Source organism: Billgrantia aerodenitrificans, assembly GCF_021404405.1.
GTDB lineage: Bacteria > Pseudomonadota > Gammaproteobacteria > Pseudomonadales > Halomonadaceae > Halomonas > Halomonas aerodenitrificans.
Map to the genome: position 1 here is coordinate 104,172 of NZ_JABFTV010000005.1, position 23,599 is coordinate 127,770.

At 65.7% G+C, this 23,599-nt stretch carries 18 protein-coding genes; 4 read left to right on the top strand and 14 right to left on the bottom strand.

Annotated features, from left to right (window positions below; translation table 11 throughout):
- Positions 1-226 precede the first annotated feature (226 nt).
- The 8 genes from csiR to HOP59_RS10995 all read right to left on the bottom strand — a co-directional run bounded on the left by csiR (position 227) and on the right by HOP59_RS10995 (position 8,410).
- Complete coding sequence (gene csiR, locus HOP59_RS10960; protein ID WP_422676409.1) at positions 227-913, bottom strand: DNA-binding transcriptional regulator CsiR; 687 nt, start codon at positions 911-913, stop codon at positions 227-229.
- 120 nt (positions 914-1,033) lie between these two features.
- Positions 1,034-1,654, bottom strand: a complete 621-nt coding sequence (locus HOP59_RS10965) for an ABC-type transport auxiliary lipoprotein family protein (RefSeq protein ID WP_234253993.1) — start codon at positions 1,652-1,654, stop codon at positions 1,034-1,036.
- Positions 1,651-2,589: an MlaD family protein gene (locus tag HOP59_RS10970; RefSeq protein ID WP_010628515.1), complete on the bottom strand. Its 939-nt coding sequence runs from the start codon at positions 2,587-2,589 to the stop codon at positions 1,651-1,653. The genes HOP59_RS10965 and HOP59_RS10970 overlap by 4 nt, the downstream gene beginning before the upstream one ends.
- Entirely contained in the window at positions 2,589-3,392 is an 804-nt protein-coding gene (locus HOP59_RS10975) for an ABC transporter ATP-binding protein (protein WP_010628516.1), read from the bottom strand. The genes HOP59_RS10970 and HOP59_RS10975 overlap by 1 nt, the downstream gene beginning before the upstream one ends.
- Entirely contained in the window at positions 3,392-4,513 is a 1,122-nt protein-coding gene (locus HOP59_RS10980; RefSeq protein WP_422676333.1) for an MlaE family ABC transporter permease, read from the bottom strand. The genes HOP59_RS10975 and HOP59_RS10980 overlap by 1 nt, the downstream gene beginning before the upstream one ends.
- Before the next feature lie 246 nt (positions 4,514-4,759).
- Positions 4,760-5,569, bottom strand: coding sequence for an IclR family transcriptional regulator (locus HOP59_RS10985; protein WP_010628518.1), 810 nt, complete (start codon positions 5,567-5,569; stop codon positions 4,760-4,762).
- Positions 5,570-5,660: 91 nt separating this feature from the next.
- Positions 5,661-6,869, bottom strand: coding sequence for a 3-oxoadipyl-CoA thiolase (locus HOP59_RS10990; RefSeq protein WP_234253994.1), 1,209 nt, complete (start codon positions 6,867-6,869; stop codon positions 5,661-5,663).
- 17 nt (positions 6,870-6,886) lie between these two features.
- Positions 6,887-8,410 carry a 3-hydroxyacyl-CoA dehydrogenase gene (locus HOP59_RS10995; protein ID WP_234253995.1) on the bottom strand — a complete coding sequence of 508 codons (1,524 nt, stop codon included), beginning with the start codon at positions 8,408-8,410 and terminating at the stop codon, positions 6,887-6,889.
- Positions 8,411-8,623: 213 nt separating this feature from the next.
- Between HOP59_RS10995 and HOP59_RS11000 the strand changes: the two genes are divergently transcribed.
- Together HOP59_RS11000 and HOP59_RS11005 are read left to right on the top strand one after the other, a co-directional pair.
- A complete protein-coding gene (locus HOP59_RS11000) occupies positions 8,624-9,775 on the top strand; it encodes an acyl-CoA dehydrogenase family protein (protein WP_010628521.1) in 1,152 nt (383 codons plus the stop codon).
- A complete protein-coding gene (locus tag HOP59_RS11005; RefSeq protein ID WP_234253996.1) occupies positions 9,775-11,370 on the top strand; it encodes a class I adenylate-forming enzyme family protein in 1,596 nt (531 codons plus the stop codon). Before HOP59_RS11000 ends, HOP59_RS11005 begins: the two co-directional genes overlap by 1 nt.
- A gap of 94 nt (positions 11,371-11,464) precedes the next feature.
- Here the strand turns inward: HOP59_RS11005 and HOP59_RS11010 are convergent, their stop codons facing one another.
- The 4 genes from HOP59_RS11010 to HOP59_RS11025 form a co-directional block, all read right to left on the bottom strand.
- The gene (locus HOP59_RS11010) at positions 11,465-12,892 is read right to left on the bottom strand and encodes an enoyl-CoA hydratase/isomerase family protein (RefSeq protein WP_234253997.1); all 1,428 of its coding nucleotides are present in this window, start codon (positions 12,890-12,892) and stop codon (positions 11,465-11,467) included.
- 73 nt (positions 12,893-12,965) lie between these two features.
- A complete protein-coding gene (locus HOP59_RS11015) occupies positions 12,966-14,990 on the bottom strand; it encodes a TRAP transporter permease (RefSeq protein WP_234253998.1) in 2,025 nt (674 codons plus the stop codon).
- Positions 14,991-15,054: 64 nt separating this feature from the next.
- Positions 15,055-16,215, bottom strand: coding sequence for a TAXI family TRAP transporter solute-binding subunit (locus tag HOP59_RS11020; RefSeq protein ID WP_234253999.1), 1,161 nt, complete (start codon positions 16,213-16,215; stop codon positions 15,055-15,057).
- 266 nt (positions 16,216-16,481) lie between these two features.
- Positions 16,482-18,194, bottom strand: a complete 1,713-nt coding sequence (locus HOP59_RS11025) for a SulP family inorganic anion transporter (protein WP_234254000.1) — start codon at positions 18,192-18,194, stop codon at positions 16,482-16,484.
- A gap of 133 nt (positions 18,195-18,327) precedes the next feature.
- Here HOP59_RS11025 and HOP59_RS11030 point away from each other — a divergent pair, with 133 nt between their 5' ends.
- Together HOP59_RS11030 and HOP59_RS11035 are read left to right on the top strand one after the other, a co-directional pair.
- Positions 18,328-19,602 (top strand): O-acetylhomoserine aminocarboxypropyltransferase/cysteine synthase family protein, encoded by a 1,275-nt coding sequence (locus HOP59_RS11030; RefSeq protein WP_234254001.1) that lies wholly within the window; start codon positions 18,328-18,330, stop codon positions 19,600-19,602.
- Positions 19,603-19,934: 332 nt separating this feature from the next.
- Positions 19,935-21,386, top strand: coding sequence for a methyl-accepting chemotaxis protein (locus HOP59_RS11035; protein WP_010628528.1), 1,452 nt, complete (start codon positions 19,935-19,937; stop codon positions 21,384-21,386).
- Positions 21,387-21,413: 27 nt separating this feature from the next.
- On the opposite strand, the gene HOP59_RS11040 is transcribed toward HOP59_RS11035, so the two are convergent.
- Positions 21,414-22,562: an FAD-dependent oxidoreductase gene (locus HOP59_RS11040; RefSeq protein WP_234254002.1), complete on the bottom strand. Its 1,149-nt coding sequence runs from the start codon at positions 22,560-22,562 to the stop codon at positions 21,414-21,416.
- Positions 22,563-22,566: 4 nt separating this feature from the next.
- Positions 22,567-23,511, bottom strand: a complete 945-nt coding sequence (gene rarD, locus HOP59_RS11045) for an EamA family transporter RarD (RefSeq protein ID WP_010628530.1) — start codon at positions 23,509-23,511, stop codon at positions 22,567-22,569.
- Positions 23,512-23,599 lie beyond the last annotated feature (88 nt).

Consider the following 23,599-nt stretch of genomic DNA (forward strand, 5'->3'; position numbering starts at 1 on the left):
TGCTCTGGCCGGTACTCTGGGAGAGTCGCTCCAGACGAAGTTCGATGTCACGTGAAAACCGCAGCAGATGTGGCATTGGCGCCCCCCATCGGGCCTTGGCAGCCGAGGCTGTGTTCGGCCGCGCTTGGATGGTATGTCTTTAACATAAGCCGCCGGCGGCAGCCTGTCATCTGCGATTCTCGCGCAAAGACATGACAGGGCAATGACTGGTCTAGGCAAGGGCGTGTCAGGCCAGGCCTCGTCGGGTCATGACCTGGGTGATGATGGGCACCGGGGTCATCAGGTGTTCGCGCATCATCTCGGCGGCGCGCGTGGCCTCGCGGGCCAGGATCACCTCGACCAGGGCGGCATGCTCCTGACGCTTGCGCTCCAGCGCCTGCTCCGAAAAGACGGTTTCGCGCAGCCACAGATGGCGGTAGCGCTCCACCTGGTCGAACAGGCTCTCACGCACCTGCAGCAGATGCGGCGACCGGCAGCCGCTGGCGATGGCCGTGTGGAATGCCTTGTGTCGTGCATCCCATACGTCCAACATTTCGTCGGGGCTGTTAACTTCCATGACCTTGGCCAGCGTGTGCGCCTTAGCCAGGATGTCCGCCTCCCAGGCGTCGTCGCCGCGCTCGATGGCCAGAGTCAGAATCAACCCTTCCAACTGGGCACGAGCGTCGTAGATGTCGGCGAGCTCGGCCAGCGACATGGGCGCGACCCGGTAGCCGCGTTGGCTGATTGCGACCACCAAGCGCTCGGCGACCAGCTGCGACAGCGCTTCGCGCAGGGGACCGATACCCAACTGATAGCGCTCCTTGAGCCGGCTCATCAGCAGCTTTTCGCCGGGCTGGAAGACGCCTCGTGTGATGTCGCGTTTGAGCCAGCTGTAGGCGCTGATCCCGAGGTTCTGGCGTGGCGAGCTATCCATCGTCATTGTCGCTGTTTCCTTGCTTTTTCGCCCATGATAACCAAAGGCCACCGTTGGCGGTAACCACGCGACATTCATACCAAGTGTCTACATTTCATGCGACGGCTTTCTTCATGCGGGTCAGCGCTCACGCATTTGAATCACGCTCCAGTCGACGAGCTCCTGAGCCAAGCGGTCCGCGGCCGTGCCGAAGGCATCGACAACATGGTCGATGGATTCGCTGTCGGCCCGCTGGTAATGGAGAAAGCGCTGGCTGGCCAGCAGGTGTTGCGTGCGGGCATCGATCAACCTTACGTCGAGGCGAATGACCGCTTCGGGATGACCGCTGCGGTACTCGCTGTGAAAGCTGCGCAAGTCGCTGTGCAGCTCTACGTCGGCGGTGGCGCCGCTGTCCTCGTGCACCACACCGGGCAGGCGGCCATCGTCATGAAAGGCGTCGAGCAGCCGATCGCGCAGCAATAGCGGCATGGTATCGGCCCAGCGTGCGCCGGCATACACCTGAGGGCGGTTGGGCTGCGGCACGACGAGGATCCGTGTGCCATCGAGCAGCCCGGTGGCGCGCGGCGTGGCCAGGCGCAGGGTGGCGTCCACCGGGGCGGCCGAGGAAGGCGAGTTTGTCAGTGGCTGGGCCGGCAGATCGTAGAAGGCGACCGGCGTGCGTTCCGGCACGAATTGGCAGCCGCCGAGCGCCAGAGCCGCTGCCAACCAGACGAGCCAGGACAAACGCGGGCGATACCTCATGGGCTGAACTCCTCGACGCGGTCGCGTCCCAGCAGGAAGTTACGAGGATTCTCCTCCAGGCGGCGTACGATGCGGTTGAGAGAGGAGAGGGTGTTGCGTAGCTCGATGGTGGCCGGCCCCAAGCCCTGCACGCCGCGTATGCCGCTTTCGAGCGCCCCCTGGTTGTCGGCTAACAGCTCCTCGAGACTCTGGGCCGTGCGGGACAGGCTGGCCGTGAGTTGGCGGGTATCGATCAGGATGCCTTCGGCCTGACCCTGCATCATGCCGCCGGTGCGGCTGGCCAGGGAGCGGAATTCGGCCAGGGCGCGGGCGGCTTCCCGAGAGACCTCCTCCATGCTCTCGGCGAGCCGAACCGGGGCGTCGCCGATGGCGGCAAGCTGGGAGGTGGTACGCTCGAGGTTGGCCAGGATTCTCTCCACGCTTTCCACATTGTCTTCTGACAGCACCGCCTCCAGCCGTGACAGCACGCGATTGACGTTGCCCAGCAGCTCTTCGCTGTCGCTGAGCAGGGCGCCCAGCGGCGATTGATCGGCAACGATACGCGCCGGCCTTTCGCCGCGGGCGATCAGCAGCGGGCTCTCGGGCGTGCCGCCGTGCAGTTGGATCGACATGCTGCCGGTAATGTTGGCCAGCGCCAGGCGCGCCCGTGTGTCCTGGCGAATCGGCACCTGGCTCTCGACGCGAATGAGGGCCATGACGTTGCGCGGGTCAGCCGGGTCGAGGCGCAGTTCCACGACGTCACCGACCCTGACGCCGCTGTATTCCACGGCGTTGCCCTCCGACAGGCCGCTGACACCATGGTTGAACAGCACTTCGTAATGGGTAAAAGCCTGGGCGCGAGTACTCTGGTTGAGCCACAGGGCGAACAGCACGCCGCCGACGATTGTCAGCACGACGAACAGGCCGATCACGACATGGTGCGCGCGGGTTTCCATCAGCGTCGTTCCCCCTCTGGTAATGTGGATTGCTGCGCCGCCTTGTTTGCCGCGCGGCCTCGCGGACCGTGAAAATAATCGCGTATCCAGGGATCGTCGGTGGCTTCCACCACCGACAGTGTATCGGCCACCAGCACGCGCTTTTGGGCGATGACGGCGACCCGGTCGCAGCTCGAGTACAGCGTATCGAGATCGTGGGTGACCAGAAAGACGCTGAAGCCCAGGGCATCGCGCAGGGTCACCAGCAGGCGGTCGAAGGCGGCGGCGCCGATAGGGTCGAGGCCGGCGGTGGGCTCGTCGAGGAACAGCACTTCCGGATCGAGGGCCAGAGCGCGAGCCAGTGCGGCGCGCTTGATCATGCCGCCGGAGAGCGCCGCGGGGTCGAGTCGGGCAGCATCGGCAGGCAGCCCTGCCAGGGCCAGCTTGACCCGCGCCAGGCGTTCGGCATCAACGCGCGACAGGCCGGCATGCTCGATCAGCGGCAGGGCGACGTTCTCCTGAAGGTTGAGCGAGGAGAACAGGGCGCCGCGCTGGAACAGCACACCAAAGCGACGTTCGATGCTGGCACGGCGGCTGGAAGGCAGACGCTGCAGCTCCTCGCCGAAGACACGGATGGAGCCGCCATCGGGTCGCTTGAGGCCGACGATGCTGCGCAGCAGTACCGACTTGCCGGTGCCGGAGCCACCCACCACGCCAAGTATCTCGCCGCGCCGTATGTCCAGATCGAGGCCGTCGTGCACTACATGCCGGCCGAAGCGGTTGACCAGGCCGCGAATCTCGACGATGGGTTCCGAACCGCGCATCACCAGCCCATCTCCATGAAGAACAGCGCGGCCAGGGCATCGAGCAGGATCACCATGAAGATCGATTGCACCACGCTCGAGGTGGTGTGCTCGCCCACCGACTGGGCGCTGGCCTCGGCCTTGAACCCTTCCAGACAGCCGATCACGGCGATCACGAAGGCGAACAGCGGTGCCTTGGCGATTCCCACTAGGAAGTGACCCAGGGGAATGTCGCGCTGCACGATGGCGAGGAATTGGGCAAAGGAGATGTCGAGCGCCATGGCACACACCAGCGCGCCGCCGAACATGCCACAGAGCATGCCGATCAGGGTCAGGATCGGCAGGCTGATGGTCATGGCGAGTACCCGAGGCAGCACCAGCAACTCCATGGGGTCGAGCCCCTGGGCGCGCAGAGCGTCGAGCTCTTCGTTGGCCTTCATCGAACCGATCTGGGCGGTGAAGGCGCTGGCGGTACGGCCGGCCAGCAGGATGGCGGCGAGCAGCACGCCGAATTCTCGCAGAAAGGCATAAGCGACCAGGTTCACCGTGTAGATGGTGGCACCGAAGTCGCGCAGTACCGTGGCGCCCAGAAAAGCCACCACTGCGCCCACCAGAAAGGTGAGCAGGGCGACGATGGGGATGGCGTTGAGTCCGGTTTGCTGTACGTGCGCCACCAGCGAGGTGGGACGCCAGCGCCAGGGGGTGAGTAGCGTGGTCAGCAGCGTGCTCAGGGTCAGGCCGATGAAAGCGATCAACTGAAGCTGCTGGCGGGCGAGCTGCTCGACTATCTGCCCCAGGCTGGCCAAGGCCGCCAATGGGGCAGGCCGGGGCGCAGGCGGTGGCACCGGGCTGGTGCGGGAGGCTTCGGCCACTGCCTCGAGCAGTGCCTGGCGCTCCGGGGGCAGGCCGGGTGCCCACTGAGCGACCTCCAGCACGGCGTCGGGGCCCAGCAGGTCGACCAGCAGCGAAGCGCCTGAGGTATCCAGCTCGCCGAGCTTGGTCAGGTCGACCGAGTCGGCCTCATGAACCCGCGCCACGGCGTCCCTGAGCCTGGCATAGTGCGGCAGGGTCCAGTCGCCCACGGCGCTGAGGCGGTGGGCCTGCTGTTCCAGCATGCCGGGACGGGAAGCGGTGTCGGGCATGGTGAGTGGTGCTTCTCTCCCTGAAATGGTGGCTTAGAAACACTGCATAAATGCCTGCGCGAGCGTATCGCTGCGTTGCGCGGAATCCTCACCTATACCCCATAGGCTCCGTTTCCTGTGCTCCGTGCGCTACATCTCGCTCGCCAATTTCTTCAGCGCTTTCATAGATAATTTCACCATCACTATATCGTCATACGCCGTTGGGCGACAGCGGCCCGGGCTTGCCTGGCGCGAGTTCGCGCTGGGTCAGCCGGTGCCGTGCTCGAGCTCGCCGAGAATGCGGCGTGCCACTTCCTTCAGCCGCGGCCCCAGGTTGTCGATCATGATCGAATGACTCAGCCGATGGGCGGCTCCGCCGCAGTTGATTGCCATCACCTCGGCACCATCCTCGAGCACCAGAGGAGTGGCAACGGCACTGATCTGCGACTGCCAGTCGCCTTCGGAGAGACAGAAGCCGTAGCGGGCGTAGTCCTCCTGGCTGCGCCTGATGCCCTTTTCCAGCGCTGGCCAGTCGGCGCCGTGGGCCCTGGCCAGGTCTGCCATGACCGCTTCACGACGGGACTCGGAAAGACCGCAGAGCCAGGCGCGCCCGATGGCGGTGGTCGCCATCGGCAAGCGCGAACCGACGTCGAGCCGCACGATCAGCGGGCCGCTGCCGTGGCAGCTCTCGATATACACCATCTCGGTCTTGTCGGCCGCTCCCAGGCTGACGTTGCAGTCGGTGGCCTCGGCGAACTGCTGCATGAAGGGGCGGGCGATCTCGCGGATGCCCTGACTGGCCAGGAAGCGGTAGCCCAGGGCCAGGATGCCGGGCCCCAGGCGGTATTTCTCCAGCCGCGTGTTGTGGCGTAGATAACCGAGCTGGGTCAGCGTATAGGTCAGCCGCGACACCGTGGGCCGGGGAATTCCGGTACGACTGGAAAGTTCGGCATTGCCGAGATATTCCTCACCGGGGGCAAAGGCGCGCAGCAGTTCGAGACCGCGGGCCAGGGCAGTGACGAAGTTGCGGTCCTTGGTCGATGGGGCGTCGTCTTCCAGCGGGGCGGGCTTGTTCATGGCGGTTCCCTGTCGCGAAATCGTTTGGCGGAGTATCGCATAATGCTCCGGGCGGGTGCGTTGGAGGCGCCGGCCCGGGGCGGTGTGACGATCAGCCGTTCATTCTTTCGATGATGCAGGCGATGCCTTGCCCGACGCCGATGCACATGGTGACCAGCGCGTAGCGGCCACCGCCGTCTTCGAGCTGACGCAGGGCGGTGAGGACCAGGCGAGCCCCGGAAGCTCCCAGCGGGTGACCGATGGCAATGGCCCCGCCGTTGGCATTGAGCCGGCTGTCGTCGGGGTCGAGTCCGAGCTGCTGGGCGCATCCCAGCACCTGCACGGCGAAGGCCTCGTTGATCTCTATCACGTCCATCTGCGCGAGGGTCAGGCCGGCACGTTCCAGCGCCTTGCGGCTGGCCGGTACCGGCCCCAGCCCCATCACCCGAGGAGGTACCCCGGCCACGGCGCTGGCCACGATACGTGCCCGCGGAGCCATGCCCGGCCGCTCGCCGGCGGTCAGACTGCCGACGATCAGCGCCGCGGCGCCGTCGTTGAGACCGGAGGCGTTGCCGGCAGTGACCGCGCCGCCTTCGAACAGTGAGCCGAGCCGGGCCAGCTTGTCGACGTTGGTACCCGGGCGTGGGTGCTCGTCGCGGTTCACTGTCAGTGGCGGCTGCTTGCGCCCCTGGGGCACCTCGACGGCCAGCAACTCGTCGTCATAGAAGCCGCGGGCCAGGGCTTCGGCGTAGCGCGCCTGGGAGCGGGCGGCGAAGAGATCGCTCGCCTCGCGGCCGATGCCCAGGTCGTGAGCCACGTTGTCGGCGGTCTCGGGCATGCTGTGGCTGCCGTACTCGCGGGCCAGCCAGGGGTTGGGGAAGCGTGAACCGATCACGGTGTCGTACAGCGGCTGGTTGCGGGCGAAGGGCGACTCCGCCTTGCCCAGCACGTAAGGCGCCCGCGACATCGACTCCACGCCACCGGCCAGGAACAGCTCGCCCTCGCCGAGTCGGGTCGCCCGGGCGGCATCGATCACCGCAGCCAGGCCGCTGCCGCACAGGCGATTGAGCGTCTGGGCCGCCACCTCGACCGGCAGGCCGGCCAGTAGCCCCGCGTGACGGGCCACGTTGCGCGAGTCCTCGCCGGCCTGGTTGGTGCAGCCTGCCAGCACTTCTTCGTAGGCGCCGGCTGCAAAGCCGTTGCGCTCGACCAGCGCCTTCAGCACATGCCCCAGCAGGTCGTCGGGACGCACCGCAGCCAGGCTACCGCCGTGGCGGCCGAAAGGTGTACGCAGCCCGTCATAGATATAAGCGTCTTGCATGGTGGCTCCTTGGGGCATTAGGCGGCTGTCAGCGGCATGTCGAGGGTCGCACGGCGGCGCAGCCAGGGGCTGGCGCGATAGCGGGGATCGCCGGTGGCGGCCAGCATGTTGTCGAGAATGGTGAGGATCCGACGGCTGCCGTAGTGGTCGCCCATGGCTAGCGGCCCGTGGGGATAGCCCAGCCCCAGCTCCACGGCGCGGTCGATGGTGTTCGGCGCGGCCACGCCCTGCTGGGCGATCTCGCAGCCGACGTTGACGATGCAGGCCACCACCCGCTGCAGCACGAAGCCATGGCTGTCGTCGAGCACGCTGACCGGCGTGCCGTCGTGGCCCAGCAGGGCCATCGCGGCATCGCGATAGTCCGCCTGGGTGGCCGGCGTGGTCATCAGGCTGCGGCGTCGTTCGAGGCCGGCCAGCAGGTCCACGGCCACGCAGCGCCCAGCGGGCAGCCCCAATCGCAGGGCACAGGCGGTGGCATCCTCACCCAGCGGCGCGACCAGGCAGAGCGCCTCGGCCGAGGGCGCCTCACCGCTCTCTACTGACCAACCCGCAACGCGTACCAGTTCGGTGAGCTGGCGGCGGGCCCCGTCATCCTCTGCGCCGATCCAGACCGGGCGCGGTTCGGCCGGGGGCGGCGGCGTCTCGTCGGGCACCTGGGTCTTGCCTTCCACATAGCGGTAGAAGCCTTCGCCCGTCTTGCGTCCGAGCAGGCCAGCCGTGAGGCGCTGACGAGTGAGCGGTGAGGGGCGAAAGCGCGGCTCCTCGTAGTACTGCTGGTAGATCGACTCCATTACCGCATGGGAAACGTCGAGCCCGGTGAGATCGAGCAGGGCGAAGGGCCCCATGCGGAAGCCGCCCTGATCGACCAGGATGCGGTCGATGGTGACATGATCGGCGACACGCTCGCCGAGAATACGCAGCGCTTCGGTGCCGAAAGCACGCCCGGCGTGGTTGACCAGGAAGCCCGGGGTGTCGGTAGTACGCGCAGTGAAGTGACCCATGGCCTGGCCCAGTGCTTCGACCCGGTCGGTGACGTCGCTTGCGGTGCGCAGCCCCGGAATCACCTCGACGATCTTCATCAACGGTACCGGGTTGAAGAAGTGAAAGCCGATCACGCGCTGCGGACGACGACAGGTGGAGGCAATCGCCGTCACTGAAAGCGACGAGGTATTGGTGGCGAGTACCGCCTGGTCGTCGAGAATCTCCTCGAGCTGCTCGAACATCGCCTGTTTGGCTTCGAGCTTCTCGACGATGGCTTCGATGACCATATCGCACCCGGCAAGATCGCCGAGGGTGGCGGCTTCCTTCAGGCTGGCGCGACAGCGCTCGGCCTCGGCCTCGCTCAGGCGCTGCTTCTCTACGGCGCGCTGCCACATGCCGCCAACGAACTCCTGCGCCTCGGTTACGGCACCTTCGCGCAGGTCGTGAAGCATCACGGTCAATCCGGCCTGGGCGGCGATCTGAGCGATACCGCGGCCCATGGCACCGGTCCCGACGATACCCAGCGTCTTGAAGGGCGGGGTCGCTGTTGAGTTCGACATGGAGAGCTCCTCTGGGTATTTCTGTTCCGCTTTGCGGAACGCAATTTCGTTATATTGACTGCCATCCTAGGCTATGCCACATTACCTGACAATCAAATGCGGTCTTTTATTCTGCCTAGCGGAATCTTCTTAGAGAAATAAGGACAGATACGCTCACTAGTTTCAAGAGTGTCTCGTCCCGATCAGCCGCCTTTTCCTGCGTGAGGACACGTCATGATTCGCGACCCCGAACTGCTCGATCAGCTCATCGATACCATTTCCCGCTTCGTACGCGAGCGCCTGATCCCCAACGAAGCTCGGCTGGCCGAGGAGGACGCCGTGCCGGCGGAGCTGCTCGAGGAGATGAAGGAGATGGGGCTGTTCGGTCTGTCGATTCCGGAGGAGTACGGCGGCCTGGGGCTGACCATGGAGGAGGAGGCGCTGGTAGCAATGGAGATCGGCAAGACCTCGCCGGCCTTTCGCTCGGTCTTCGGTACCAACAACGGCATCGGCGCCCAGGGCATTCTGATCGACGGAACCCCGGAGCAGAAGGCCAGATACGTGCCGCGCCTGGCCACCGGCGAGCTGCTGAGCTCCTTCTGCCTCACCGAACCCGACGCCGGCTCGGACGCTGCCAGCCTGCGCACCACCGCGGTCCGCGATGGCGATCACTACGTGCTCAACGGCACCAAGCGTTTCATCACCAACGGCCCCGAGGCCGATGTGTTCACCGTCATGGCGCGTACCGATCCGAACAACAAGGGCGCCGGCGGCATCACCGCCTTCATCGTCGATGGCGACACCCCGGGGCTGAAGCGCGGCCCGGCGGACAACAAGATGGGTCAGAAGGGCGCCCATACCTGCGACATCATCTTCGAGGATTGCCGGGTGTCGGCCGCGAACATCATCGGCGGCGTAGAAGGAAAGGGTTTCAAGACTGCCATGAAAGTGCTCGACCGCGGCCGCCTGCACATCTCGGCGGTGTGCGTGGGCGTGGCTGAGCGGCTGGTCGAGGAGTCGCTCAACTACGCCATCGAACGCAAGCAGTTCGGCGTGCCGCTGGCCGAGCACCAACTGGTGCAGGCGATGCTCGCCGACAGCAAGACCGAAGCCTACGCCGGCCGCGCCATGGTGCTCGACGCCGCGCGGCGCAAGGATGCCGGTGAGAACGTCTCGACGCTGGCTTCCTGCTGCAAGCTGTTCTGTGCCGAGATGGTCGGCCGCGTGGCCGACCGGGCGGTGCAGGTGCATGGTGGCGCCGGCTACATGGCCGAATACGCGGTGGAGCGCTTCTATCGCGACGTGCGTCTGTTCCGTATCTACGAGGGTACGACCCAGATCCAGCAGGTGGTGATCGCGCGCAACATGGTGCGGGAGGTGAGCTGATGGCTTCGCTGTCCCGCCAGGCGCCCGACGAACTCATCTTCGGCCGCATGGCGAGCGAGCTGGTAGCCGAACTTCCTGAGCGAATCAGTACCCGGGTGCTGGAGAACGCCGAGCGCCTGGGCGCCGAGCCGGCGCTGGTCGATGGCGAGATTCGCTGGAGCTACGCCGAGCTGGGCCGTGAGATTCGTGCCGCCGCCGACTGGCTCGACTCGCTGAGCATTCGCCCGGGTGACCGCATCATGGCCGTGAGCGAGAACGGACGGGCGCTGGTCACGCTGCTGCTGGCAGCCAGCGAGCGAGACGCCTGGGTGGCCATCGTCAACTCGCGCCTCTCGGCCCGGGAGGTCGATGCGATCCGCGACAACTGCCAGCCGCGACGGGTGTTCTACACCAGCGAAGCCTCGCCGGACGCCGAGGCCCACGGTGAACGTCACGGCGCTGCCGTCCACGCATCCCCATCTCTGGGACGCTTGAGAATATCACCGCTGGCAGAAGTCGAGCCGGAGCCGGTCGAGGCCGGCGCCAATCAGGTGGCGGCGATGATCTACACCTCGGGCACCACCGGCACGCCCAAGGGGGTGATGCTGACCCACGGTGGCATCCTCTATATCGCCTCGCTCTCGGGGGGCATGCGTCACTTGTGCCAGGGCGAACGGGTCTACGGCGTACTACCGATGTCCCACGTGTTCGGCCTGTCATCGGTGTGCATGGGTTCGCTCTACAACGGCGCCTGCCTCTACAGCGTGCCACGCTTCGATGCTCCCGCCATGCTGGCGGCATTGGAGCATGAGCGCATCACCGTTCTGCAGGGCGTACCGGCGATGTTCGCCCGTACGCTCGAGTTTCTGCGTCGCGAAGAACGAGCGCTGGTGGCCCCCGCGCTGCGCTATATCTCCGCCGGCGGTTCGCCCCTCGACGGCGACCTCAAGGGGCGCGTCCAGGCGCTGTTCGGCCTCACGCTGCACAACGGCTACGGGCTCACCGAGGCGAGCCCGACCATTAGCCAGACCCGCATCGAGGATCGCTTCGACAGCAATACCGTGGGGCGGGTGCTGCCGCTGCTGGAGTACCGCCTCGTGCCGCTGGGTGAGAGCGGCGAGGACGAGCCCGATTACGCCGGTGCGGGTGAGCTGTGGGTACGCGGCCCCAACGTGATGAAAGGCTACTTCCGACAACCCACGGCCACTCGGGCCTGCCTCACCGAGGATGGCTGGCTCAACACCGGTGACATCGCCCGGCTCGACGAGGATGGCCAGCTCTACATCGTCGGTCGCAGCAAGGAGTTGATCATCCGCTCCGGCTTCAACATATATCCTCCCGACGTGGAGGCGGTGATCAACGAACATCCGGACGTCACCCTGTCGGCCGTGGTAGGGCGCCAGGTGGAAGGTGACGAGGAGGTGGTCGCCTTCGTCCAGTGCGAGCCCGGTGCCACGCTCAGCGAAACCGAGCTGCGCGAGTTCATCGCCCCGCGGCTGGCGCCTTACAAGCGGCCCACGCGTCTGATCCTGATGGAGTCGCTGCCGGCCACCGCCAGCGGCAAGATCCTCAAGGGACGACTGCGCGACATGGTCGGTCGGGAGGGCATGGCATGAACAAGGCCGAACAGGCGCCGCTGATGGGTTATCACTGCCAGAAAGTCCCGTAGTTCGCAGCGAAATGCCTGCTCCTCTGGGGTGAAGTCGAGGTTCATGAGGCATGCTCCCCGCCAACGGCCTGGCTGGCCTGACGGTGGGGGCCGCCCAGGTAGCGAGGGTAGCCGAGCGCCTCGATGGCGAGCAGGTCGATATCGCTTTCGCGATAGGCCCAGCCGCGCTCGGCCAGCATCAGGCTCGCGGCCTCCATGGCCGCCCGGGGATTGGCGGCATCGTCACCTGCCGCCTTGGCCAGTGACGCCAGTAGGCTGCCCTGACGGCTGACCACCACGGGCAGGCGCAGCGCCTTGAGTGCATTCGCCACGGCCTGCTGCTGCTCGGCGCTGGCTCTCAGCGCCACCAGTTCCGCCATGCTGCTATCGGCCAGGACCAGGGCCAGATCGGCGGCCGCGGTATCGAGCTCCTGTGCTGCCTCGGGAGTCAGCACAGCGATCTTCAAGCAAGCCTCGGGGCAAGCCGAGTCGGCGCCAGGGGTGACCAGGCAGGCCTGGGTATTGGCATCCGGGGCCGCCGTGAGTTCGATGCCGGCTCGCTCGGCCTTGCTGCGCAGGCGCTCGAACAGCGGGTGCGTACCGAGCAGGGCGAGGCGGGTCAGTGCTGCTGCCTCGCCGGCGTCGGGCACCTTGTGCGGTGCGCGTGCGGCGAAGAAGGCGTGGATCAGCCCGGCACGCTGAGGCGAATCCATGCAGGCGAAGAACAGCTCACGCTCGCGGCGCAGGCCATCGACCAGACTGCCTTCACTGCTCAAGGCAATCGCTTCGACGCAGCGGAAGGGGGAGTAGAGCTCCGGCACCTCGCTTTTCAGCTGGGTCCGGTAGCGCTCGATGGCCGCCGGATCGGCAGAGGGGGGCGGCAACTCACCGGTGACCCGTGGCGTAAGTTTGCCGGCCAGAACATCACGCGCTACCGCCAGGCCCACCTCGAGCGGGTCGTCAGCGTCCACCACGGCGTCGACGATGCCCAGGGCAAGTGCCTCTTCGGCATCGGCAAAGCGACCGCTGGTGATCAGATCGAGGGCCGCCTCGACGCCGGTCAGGCGTGGCAGCCGCTGGGTGCCGCCGGCGCCGGGCAGCAGACCCAGCTTGACCTCGGGCAGGCCCACTTTGGTGCCGGGCAGGGCCACGCGCAGCTGACAGCCCAGCGCCACCTCGAGGCCGCCTCCCAGCGCGGTGCCGTGCAGTACGGCAACGATGGGTTTGCCGCTGGCTTCGAAGGTAGCGATCACCTCCGGCAGAATCGGCGCCTGGGGCGGCTTGCCGAACTCGCGAATGTCGGCGCCGGCAATGAAGGTACGGCCGCGCGCGACGAGTACCAGCACCCGGGCCTCGCTATCCTCGCTGCCCCGGATGACGGCCTCCATCAGGCCCTGGCGAACGGCCTGGCCCAGGGCGTTGACCGGCGGGTTGTCGATGGCGATCACGCCGATGTCTGCATGGCGCTGGTAGCTGACCGGAGTCGTCATGGGGCGTGGCTCCCATTGGCTGGGCTTGGGTGAATTGGGTTGGTTGAGTTGGGTGAATAACGCATACGGTAGCTCATCGATCGACAGGATGGGTCAGCGTCGTTGCCCGTGGCCGTGCCTGGCGCCGGTTCCAGCGCGCCAGCAGTACGGCAGGCACCAGGGCGGCGAGGGCGTAGGCGAACAGCTCGAGCTGGCTGAGCGGTACCATGCCGCCACCGGGCAGGGCGAACAGCAGGCCGGCCATCAGCACCAGGCCGCGAGAGACGATTTCGCTCACGGCGCCGATACCGAGTCGGCCGACACCGATCAGATAACCCTGCATGGCGGAGGCGAACAGCACGATGCCGATCAGCGCCTGGACGAAGACCAGGCCGATCTGCAGTGGCTCGCCCTGCATGATCAACGCCGGATTGAGCACGAACAGGAAGGGGATGAAGTAGATCACGCTGCCCAGACGCATGGCCTGCAGCCCGGTGGCCATGGGCCGCGCGCCGGCCACGGTGGCGGCGGCGAAGGCGCCGAGTGCCACCGGCGGGGTGATGAAGCTGAGCATGCCCCAGTAGAGGATGAACATGTGCACCGCCATGGGGTCGAGGCCGCCGCCCTGGATCAGCGCCGGGGCCAGGGCCACGGCGAGGAAGATGTAGGCCGCGGTAACCGTCATGCCGATGCCCAGCACGAAGCTGGTCAGTGCCCCCATGATCAACAGCAGCGGTACGCTGCCGCCGGCGATATGTATGAAGTCGTTGGCGATGGTGCCGGAGAGGCCGGTCATCGACAGCGCGCCCACCAGCATGCCGACGCCGGCAAGAATGGCGATCAGCTCGGCGAACAGCTTGGCTGCCGAGGAGAGCGCCTCGCCAAGCTCGCGCCAGCCCCAGCGGTTGCGGCGTGAAAACTGATTGAGCACCAGGAGCAGCGCGGTAGCGTAGAAGGGCGCCACCGCCTCGCGCTGCATCACCAGCAGCATCCACACCAGCAGGGCGAAGACGAAGATGAAGTACCAGCCCTGCTTGAGGGTCTGTACCAGTGAAGGCAACTCGACGGCCGGCAGTCCCTTGATGTCGTGACGCGCGGCGTAGGCGTCGATCTGGATGAACAGACCGAGGAAATAGAGAATCGAGGGGATGACGGCGGCCAGCGCCACGGCGGAATAGGGCACGTCGAGGAACATCGCCATGACGAAGGCAGTGGCGCCCATTACCGGCGGCATCAGTACCCCGCCGGTGGAGGCGCAGGCTTCCACGCCCCCGGAGAACGAGCGCCCCATGCCGATGCGGCGCATGGCGGGAATCGACAGCACGCCGGTGGTCAGCACGTTGCTGATCACGCTGCCGCTCATCGAGCCCATCAAACCGCTGGAGAAGATCGAGACCTTGGCCGGCCCGCCGCGCACGTGCCCCAGCAGGGAGAAGGCCAGGTCGATGAAGAACTTGCCGCCGCCGCTTTTCTGCAGTACCACGCCAAACACGAGAAAGCCGATCACCAGACCGGCGAAGGCCTGCAGCGGTACGCCCATGATGCTCTCGGTGCTCATGGTGTGGTACATGGCGGTCTCCTCCAGGGTGGAGGGGAACGCCTGGATGGGCCCCGGCACGATGTCGGCTACCAGCGGGTAGAGCGAGAAGGCGGCCACGATCACGGCGATGGGCCAGCCACCGGCGCGCCGGGCCGCTTCGACGATCAACAGCCACCAGGCGTAGCTGGCCATGATGGCGGTATCCGGCGCGGCGAACGCCCAGCCGCGTTCGAGAATCGGTTCGGCGTGGTAGACGAAGTAGCCGCCGACGATCAGCGTGGCCAGACTCAGCGCATAGTCGTACCAGGGAATCGGACGCTGCTGCAGCGCCGGCGTGATCGGCCACAGCAGATAGACCAGCGGTAGCAGCAGTGCCACCACGGCATAGTAGAACTGGGTTTCCAGCCCGGTGACGAAGCGCAGCCAGCCGAGATTGAACAGGTAGTCCAGCGTCATCGCCATCAGTACCACGGTCACCGCGCCGGGAATCCAGCGCAGCGCGACCGGCAGCGTGCGGATGTGGGTGACCTTCTCCTTCAGCTGGCGCGTCGATTCGTTAGGGGCGTTAGGTGGGGTCATGGCGGCGTCCGTGAATCGGGAAAGGGGCGGCAGGGCCGCCCCGAGATCGGGCTGAGGCCCCGGCTCACTCGAAGACCGGGTCGAGGCCGGCCTCGCGCAGCGCTTCGGCGCGAGCCTGCATCCAGGCCGCCTCGAACTCCTCTTCGTCGTCGGGGGCGTCGCCGAGGAAGTCGTTCCAGGTGGCGAGCAGCAGCTCCTGGCGTTCCACCAGCGCCTCCTGATGCGCCTGCATGTCCTCGGTCCAGACACCGATCTCCTCGTAGTACGCCACTACCGCATCGTGGAACGGCACGACCCATTGCAGATCCTGGTATTCGAAGGCGTACCCAACGGCACCGGGGGCGGCATCCTTGTAGTCGTCGTAGTTGTCCTGCAGTGCCTTGATCAGGCCGTAGGCGACGTTGTCGTCGAGATCCTGATTGGCCACCACGATCGGATAGGGATAGCTGGCGCTGGGTACCGGATTGTCGGCGCTCACGTTGCCGGCTCCGGCGGTGACCTCGTGGGGCCGGAAATAGGGCGCCACCGCCATCATGCGCTCCCAGCCCTCGGCGTCGTCGGGGTCGAGCACCGGCCAGCTGATGCCGCGCGGGCTACTGGCGAGCTGCTGTGCCGGCGGTGTGACAGTGGTGGTGAAGGAGGCGTCCACGTTGCCGGCGATGATGCCGTCGAAGGAGCGGGCGTAACCGGGGAAGTCGACGCGATCGACGTCGTCCCAGGTCAGGCCGCCGAAGGCCAGGTAGGCTTCGGTGCCTTTGTTCAAGGCGTCGTCGCCGCGGATATACGCGATGCGCTTGCCGGCGAGATCGGCCGGGGTCTCGACGCCGAGGTCGCCGGCAACGGCCAGCGAGAGACCGAACGATGCGGTGGAGGTGGTGATCACGCGGATCGGCTGGGGGCCCCAGTCGCGGTTGGCGAACATCATGACGCCTTCGGCGCCGTAGTAGCTGGCGATGCCGCAGGCGCACAGATCGACGCGCCCCTGCTTGAGCGGGGTCATGCGTGAGACGTCGTTGTCACCGGGCAGAATGCGTACCGAGGTGCCGTAGTGATTCTGCAGCATGTTGCCGATGGCCACGGCCTGGGCATAGCCGCTGGAGTTGGTGCCATAGGCGGTCCAGGCCATGGTGCGGGGGAGTTCGACCTCGCCGGCCTGAGCCACAGCGGCAGAGAGCAGCGAGAGCGGAAGTGCCGCGAGGACGAGTGAGCGGGACAGCTGGCGCATAGGAGACTCCTGTACGGTGAATGGTTGTTGTTTTGCTATGCGGTATTTGATTCCGAAACTGAAACCGATACTAGAAAGCCACCAGAGCGGTGTCAACGAATGCGCGGGCGTCGGGTGTCGACGTGCTTCCGCCACGCGAAACCGCCCTGTGGATGACTTCCAAAAGCCCATTGAATTAACGAGTTGCCAGCGATCGAATGTCAGCGGGAGAAGAGGGTATTAGACCAAGGTTCAATGCCCGTAGGAGCGATCTCCGGGCGTCTGGTTTACTGCGAGGGACGTGAGAGTTCGCGCCAGGCGGCGAACGTGCTGAGGAAGACCCGCCCCGTCATGTCGTCGAGAAAATCGCTGCACTTGAGGCGATCCATGACCGGGCCTTTCACTTCGGCCAGGTGCAAGGTGACGCGGGAGTCCCTGAGCCGCGCGTTGATGGCATCGAGGCTCTCCAGCGCCGAGGCATCGATCAGGTTGACGGCCGAGCAGATCAGCACCACGTGCTCGAGCTCCGGGCGAGTGGCCACCAGGTCGTAGACGGTGTCTTCCAGGTAGCGTGCATTGGCGAAATAGAGGCTTTCGTCGATGCGCAGCAGCGCCACGTGGCTGGCGGTCTCGGTCTCGTGACGTTCGACGTTGCGGAAGTGCTCGGTGCCGGGAATGCGGCCGACCAGGGCGCTGTGAGGCCGGCTGGTGCGGTAGAGAAACAGGCCGATCGAGATGGCGACCCCGCTGATGATCCCGGTTTCGACGCCCTCCACCAGGGTCAGCAGGATGGTCACCGCCATGGCGAAGAAGTCGCTGCGCGAGTAGCGCCAGGTCTGACGGATCAGGGGAATGTCGATCAAGGTCAGGATCGAGACCGTGATCGTCGCCGCCAGGGTGGCGATGGGCAGGTAGGCCAGGGCTGGCGTGAGAAACAGCGTCACGGCGCCGATGCCGATGGCCGCGAACATGCCGGCCAGCGGTGTCTGGGCGCCGGCATCGTAGTTGATGACCGTGCGCGTCAGGCCGCCGCTGACCGGCATTCCCGAGGTGAAGGCAGCGGCGAGGTTGGCCCCGCCCAGCCCGACCAGCTCCTGATTGGGCGAGATGCGCTCGCGGCGTCGGGCGGCCAGCATCTGCCCCATGGAAACCGATTCGACGAAGCCCACCACGCTGATCAGCAGGGCAGGAACCAGCAGCGCCTGCCACAGTGAGACATCGAAGCCCGGTATGCTCAACGGCGGCAAACCCTGGGGAATGTCGCCGATCACGGCGACCCCGATGGCATCGAGTTCGAATTGCCAGGTCACGAGCGTCGTCACGATCACGGCAAAGACGGGGCCCGAGCGGGTGATCAGATCGGCCAGCGGGCGGGAGAGACCAAGGCCGCGCAGCGTGGAGCGACCGTATTGGCGCAGCAGCAGCAGGAACAGCAGGCTGCCTGCGCCGATGGCCAGAGTCGGCAGATGAATGGCAGGCAGGCCGCGGACGAGTTCGACCAGTCGTGGCAGCAGGTCGCGAGCGGTAAGCTCCACGCCGAGCAGATGGCCGATCTGGCTGGCGGCGATGAGCAGGCCCGAGGCAGCGAGAAAGCCGGCGATGACGGGATGGCTGAGGAAGTTGGCCACGAAGCCCATGCGCAGCAGCCCCATGAGCAACAGCATGAGGCCAGACAGAAGAGAGAGAATCAGGGCCGCCTGCAGATACTCGGGGGTGCCTGGCGTGGCGACACCGGACAGTGCCACGCCGGTCATCAACGCGACGATGGCCACCGGCCCCACGGCCAGGGTGCGGCTGGTGCCCAGCACGACGTAGGCCAGCGCCGGCAGCAGGCTGGCATAGAGGCCCACTACCGCCGGCAGTCCCGCCAGTACGGCATAAGCCAGCGACTGAGGTATGACCATCACGGTGACGATCAGGCCCGCCAGCAGATCGGCACCGCCCAGGCGGCGATTGTAGTGGGGGAGCCATGTCAGGATCGGCAGGTAGCGTCTGAGCATCCCGTCTCTTGGTCGTCAGGGGAATGAGCCAACCAGACTAAACGATATTGGTGGTGGGGTTGAGTCTTGGTTAGCATCAGGTGAAACAACGTACTCAGTAATACCAAAAACGATAGCGACAACAGGACACGCCATGAAGCCCGAAACTATTGCCCTACATCACGGTTACGCTCCCGACGACCAGCACGCCGTGGCGGTGCCGATCCATCAGACGACCTCGTTCTCCTTCGACAGCGCCCAGCACGCCGCCGACCTGTTCGACCTCAAGGTCGAGGGCAACATCTACTCGCGCATCATGAATCCCACCTGCGCGGTGCTGGAGCAGCGCGTTGCCGCACTGGAAGGCGGCATCGCCGGTCTGGCCGTGGCTTCCGGCATGGCGGCGATCACCTATGCGATCCAGACCATAGCCGAAGCGGGCGACAATATCGTCTCCATCAGCGAACTCTACGGCGGCACCTACAACCTGTTCGCCCATACCTTGCCGCGTCAGGGAATCGAGGTGCGTTTTGCCGACAAGGACGACATCGCCGGGATCGAGTCGCTGATCGATGCGCGCACCAAGGCGGTGTTCTGCGAGAGTGTCGGCAACCCGTCCGGCAGCGTGGTCGACATGGCCAGGCTGGCCGAGGTCGCCCATCGACATGGCGTGCCGGTGATCGTCGACAACACCGTGCCGACACCTTTCCTGTGGCGGCCCATCGAACATGGGGCCGACATCGTGATTCACTCGGCCACCAAGTACATCGGCGGTCACGGCACCACGGTGGGTGGCGTCATCGTCGATTCAGGCAAGTTTCCCTGGGCCGACCATCCGCAGCGTTTCCCGCTGCTCAACGAGCCGGACGTCTCCTACCACGGCGTCTGCTACACCCGCGACGTCGGCGAGGCCGCCTTCATCGCCCGGGCGAGGGTCGTGCCGCTGCGCAACATGGGGGCCGCGCTCTCGGCCCAGGCGGCCTGGAATCTGCTGCAGGGGTTGGAGACCCTTGCGCTGCGTATCGAGCGTATCTGCGACAATGCACTCAAAGTGGCCGAATATCTGGAAGCGCACGCAGCGGTGACCTGGGTGCAGTATGCCGGCTTGCCCGGCCACAAGGATCATGAGCTCGCGCAGCGCTACATGGGCGGCAGGGCCTCGGGCATCCTGAGCTTCGGCATCCAGGGCGGGCGCGAAGCGGGGGCACGCTTCTACGATGCACTGGGCATGATCCTGCGCCTGGTCAACATCGGCGATGCCAAGACCTGCTCGTCGATCCCGGCGTCGACCACCCATCGGCAATTGAGCGATGAGGAGCTGGCCGCGGCCGGGGTGACGCCGGACATGGTGCGGCTCTCCATCGGTATCGAGCACGTCGACGACATCATCGCCGACCTGGAGCAGGCGCTGGCTGCCAGCCAGCGCTGATGGCACGGGCCGCCTTGCGCGGGCGGCCCGCTTCATATCGGCTCGTTGCACAGTCCAATTTCCAGGTCATCGGCCGCAGGGTCAGCGACTTGAGTCGTGCTTTGGTATGTCAGGCCAAAGTGGTGATGCGCATACTGCTTACATGGCGTTAATCTCGAACGACCTCTCCAATAACAAAGAGATCTGACACCATGCGGACCCTGTTGCTTCTATTGGCCGCAGCTACACTGGCCGGTGGATTCTTCCTTGTGTACTTGAACGGTTCAGGTTGGCATGCCTATGCCGGTCTTGGGTTCGGTTTGGTGTCAGGGGCCGTATGGGCTCTGAGCGGCATGGCGGCAGTCTATAGGGCTGATGCCAATACGCTTGCCGAGGGGCATTTCCACACCTGGCTGCCGTTTACCCGTGACTACCTCTCGCTGCGCCGCATGGCCCATGGCCTGATCCGCCAGGCCAGCGCCACGGCCATCGCCTCGGCCGAAGTGTCCCACCATGCCGACCGCATGGACCACCGGCTCGAGCGCCAGGAGCAGACGGTCCGGGAAGCCTCATCGAGCATGGCGGCCATCACGTCGGCCATCGAGCAGGTGGCTGCCAGTGCCGCCAACGTGGCCACACTGGCCAGCCGTTCGCGGGATGCCAGCCACGTCAGCCGCGAGTCGCTGAGCCAGGTCATCGAAGAGATGCAGGCCCTCGCCGAGCGTTCCGAGGAAGCCCTGGAACTGCTCAACGTGCTGAGTCAGAAAGCCGACAGCGTGCGCCATGTCACGTCCCTGATCGAAGAGATCGCCGAGCAGACCAATCTGTTGTCTCTCAATGCTTCCATCGAAGCCGCCCGGGCCGGTGAGCATGGTCGCGGATTCGCTGTGGTTGCCGGCGAGGTCCGTCAACTTGCCGGCCGCACGGCGGACGCGACCCGCAACGTCGAGGCCCTGGTGGGTGACATCGGCGACAGCAGTCATCGAGTGGTCGATACCATCGGCCACCTGATGCAGCGGGTGGGAGACCGGGCCAAGGAGATGAGTAAGGTGGGCGAGCAGCTCACCGAAATGACCGGGCACTTCGATCAGGTCGAGGGCGAGATTCGTTCCATTGCCGTGGCGATGGAGGATACTAACAAGCACTCGCAGCGCGTGGCCGGGACCCTGGGCACGCTGCAGGAAGATGCCGAGCAGGGCAACCGCGACATGCATGGGTTGGCCAGCCAGGCCCGGGCGCTCATGGCGGGCGCCGAGGGGGTCGACGCGGCGCTGGCACAGCAGCGTCTGGAAGGGCGCCATCAGCAGGTGTTCGAGGCGGCGCGGGAAACGGCGGTCAAGCTCGGCAAGCTGCTCGAATCCGCCATCAAGAAGGGCGACCTCGACGAACACACCCTGTTCCACGCGACCTATACCCCCATTCCCGGCACCAACCCGCAGCAGTACGTAACCGGATTCGTCGATTACACCGACGAGCACTTCCCACCCATCCAAGAACCGCTGCTCGAGCGCCTGGGCGTTGCCTACGCCATCGGCATCGATCGTCGCGGCTACATACCCACGCACAACCACAGCGTCAGTCAGCCGCCGACCGGCGACTACGAGCACGATCTCAAGTTCTGCCGCAATCGGCGCATCTACGAGGATGCGACGGGTCAGCGTTGCGGTAGCCATGAACAGACGCTACTGCTGCAAACCTACAAGCGCGATACCGGCGAAGTCATGCACGACCTCTCCGTGCCGATCTACGTCGAAGGCAAACACTGGGGTGGCTTCCGTGTAGGCTACAAGCCGGAAGTTGCCTGACCCGGCCGGCTCGGAGCGAGGTAACGTTCAATGTCGGTGGCGGGCCATGAAGCGCTCGTCCAGCCAGTGCTTCCAGAGCAGGCTGCTGCGGCCGGCCCACCACAGCCGGCCACGGATGGCCAAGCCCTGGTCCTGCCCTAGATTGAGGATGGTCAGCGCCTGGGCCTGGGGTCGGTAACGCTGCAATGGTCGGCCGTGAAGCCGGGCCTTGAGATTCGCCAGCAGCACCGGGGCCTGACGCACGCCGTAGACCCCCAGCCGGGGCAAGACGTGTTCCACCAGGGCGGCACAGTCGCCGGCAGCGAACACGTCCGGGTCGTCTACGCTCTGCAGGGTGTCGTGCACGGCCAAGCCCCTGCTGCCAAGGAGTGTCAAACCCAGACCGCCAAGCGCGCCCGGCGGGGCCAGGCCGCCGGCATGAATGACGTGATCGCACGCCAGCAGGCGCATGGCGTCCTGGCCCCTGGTCACGCCCTCCTCTGCAATCAGCAGGCCGTCCCGGTGGTGCGAGACGGCACGCATTCCAACTCGCACCTCCACGCCGATGCGGCGCAGATAGCCTGCGAGCCAACGTCGTGCACCGGATGGCGCCGTTGGAATCAGCTTGCGCGAGCTGGAAACCAGGGTAATGGCGGCGGGCGCCGCGTACCTGACCGCTAGGGAATGCAGGTTGCAGGCCAGCTCCACGCCGCTGGCGCCTCCGCCCACCACCACCAGCGCAGGGTGCTCTCCCCGCTCGTAGGCGCTTGTCAGCTGATGGCGAAGAGCGATGAGTTGTGCGATGGGCTTGACCGCCCAAACTCTGGGGCCCTCGGAGAGGGCAGTGAGCGTTGGGGCGCTAGAGCCCAGATTGAGGGAAATCAGGTCATAGTCGAGCGTGCGGCCATCCGTCAGCTGAGCCTTGTGCTCGCTCCGATCCAGTCCCGAGAGACGACCGCGAATACTTTCGAGCCCATACCGGCGGGCAAGCCGGACTGGATCGATGCGAACCTCGGCGGGGGCATGCGTGCCGCCGAGTACGCCGGCGGCCATGCCTGAATACCAGAAGGCGCCAGGATCGACGATGGTCATGTCTGCAGCGGCCAACCGACGGCGATGCCGCATCAGATAGAGGTGGGCATGGCCGGCACCGATCAGGACGATGTGCGGCCGGCCACCTCCTCGCAGCGCCGACATGGAGTCAAAGCCTCTCGCTTTTGCTTTGCTGCGGTGCGCCGGCCGGAGCGAGTGGAGAGCGGGACCTGTCGTTCCAGGCCGACCATGAGTAGAGGGCCAGGCTGGCCCAGATCAGCCCGAAGGTGCCCAACTGCACCATCGACAGAGGCTCGCGGAACACCAGCAGGGCGATGAAGAACTGAATGGTGGGGTTCAGGTACATCAAGAAGCCCAACGTAGCGAGGCGCAGGCGTCGCGCCGCGCCGGCGAAGGCCAGCAGAGGGAGGGCGGTAATTACGCCGCTGGCGATCAACAACAGCGTGAGCCGTGGCCCGTCCATGAAGTGAGAGAGTTCGGCGGTACTGAGCCAGGCCAGGGCCATCAGCCCCAATGGGAGCAGCAGCAGGGTTTCGACGAAAAGCCCGGACAGCCCGTCCAACGGGACCTGCTTGCGCAGCAGGCCGTAGGTGCCGAATGTCAACGCCAGTGTCAGGCTGATCCATGGCAGCTCACCCAGCAGCAGGAGCTGGATGACGATGGCCGTGCCCGCCAGCAGCACCGCGATGCGCTGCAGTCCCGCCATGGCCTCGCGCAGTACCAGCAGACCCAGCGCCACGTTGACCAGCGGCGTGAGAAAGTAGCCGAGACTGGCCTGAAACACTTGGCGGGTCTCGACGGCATAGATGTACAGTCCCCAGTTGATGGCGATGAGCACGGCGCAGCCAAGCACCCGGCCCAGGCGGCGTGGCTCCGCCAATGCCCGGCGAATCGGCCCCCAACGCTTTAGCAGCGTCACCAGCCCGACCAGGAACAGGCAAGACCAGATGATGCGATGGATCAGCACTTCAAAAGCAGGAACGCCCTCGAACAGGGCGAAGAAAAGAGGAAAGCAGCCCCACATGACATAGGCGAGCAGGCCGAAGCCGACACCTCTGGCGGCTTCGCGATCCGTGAGGGGCAACACTGACATTTTCGACTCTCTAGTAGTGTGGAAAGCTGTGGTTTGGAAAGCTGTAGCGTGGAAAGGCTTAAACTTAGCAGGCTACGGTATTGATCAC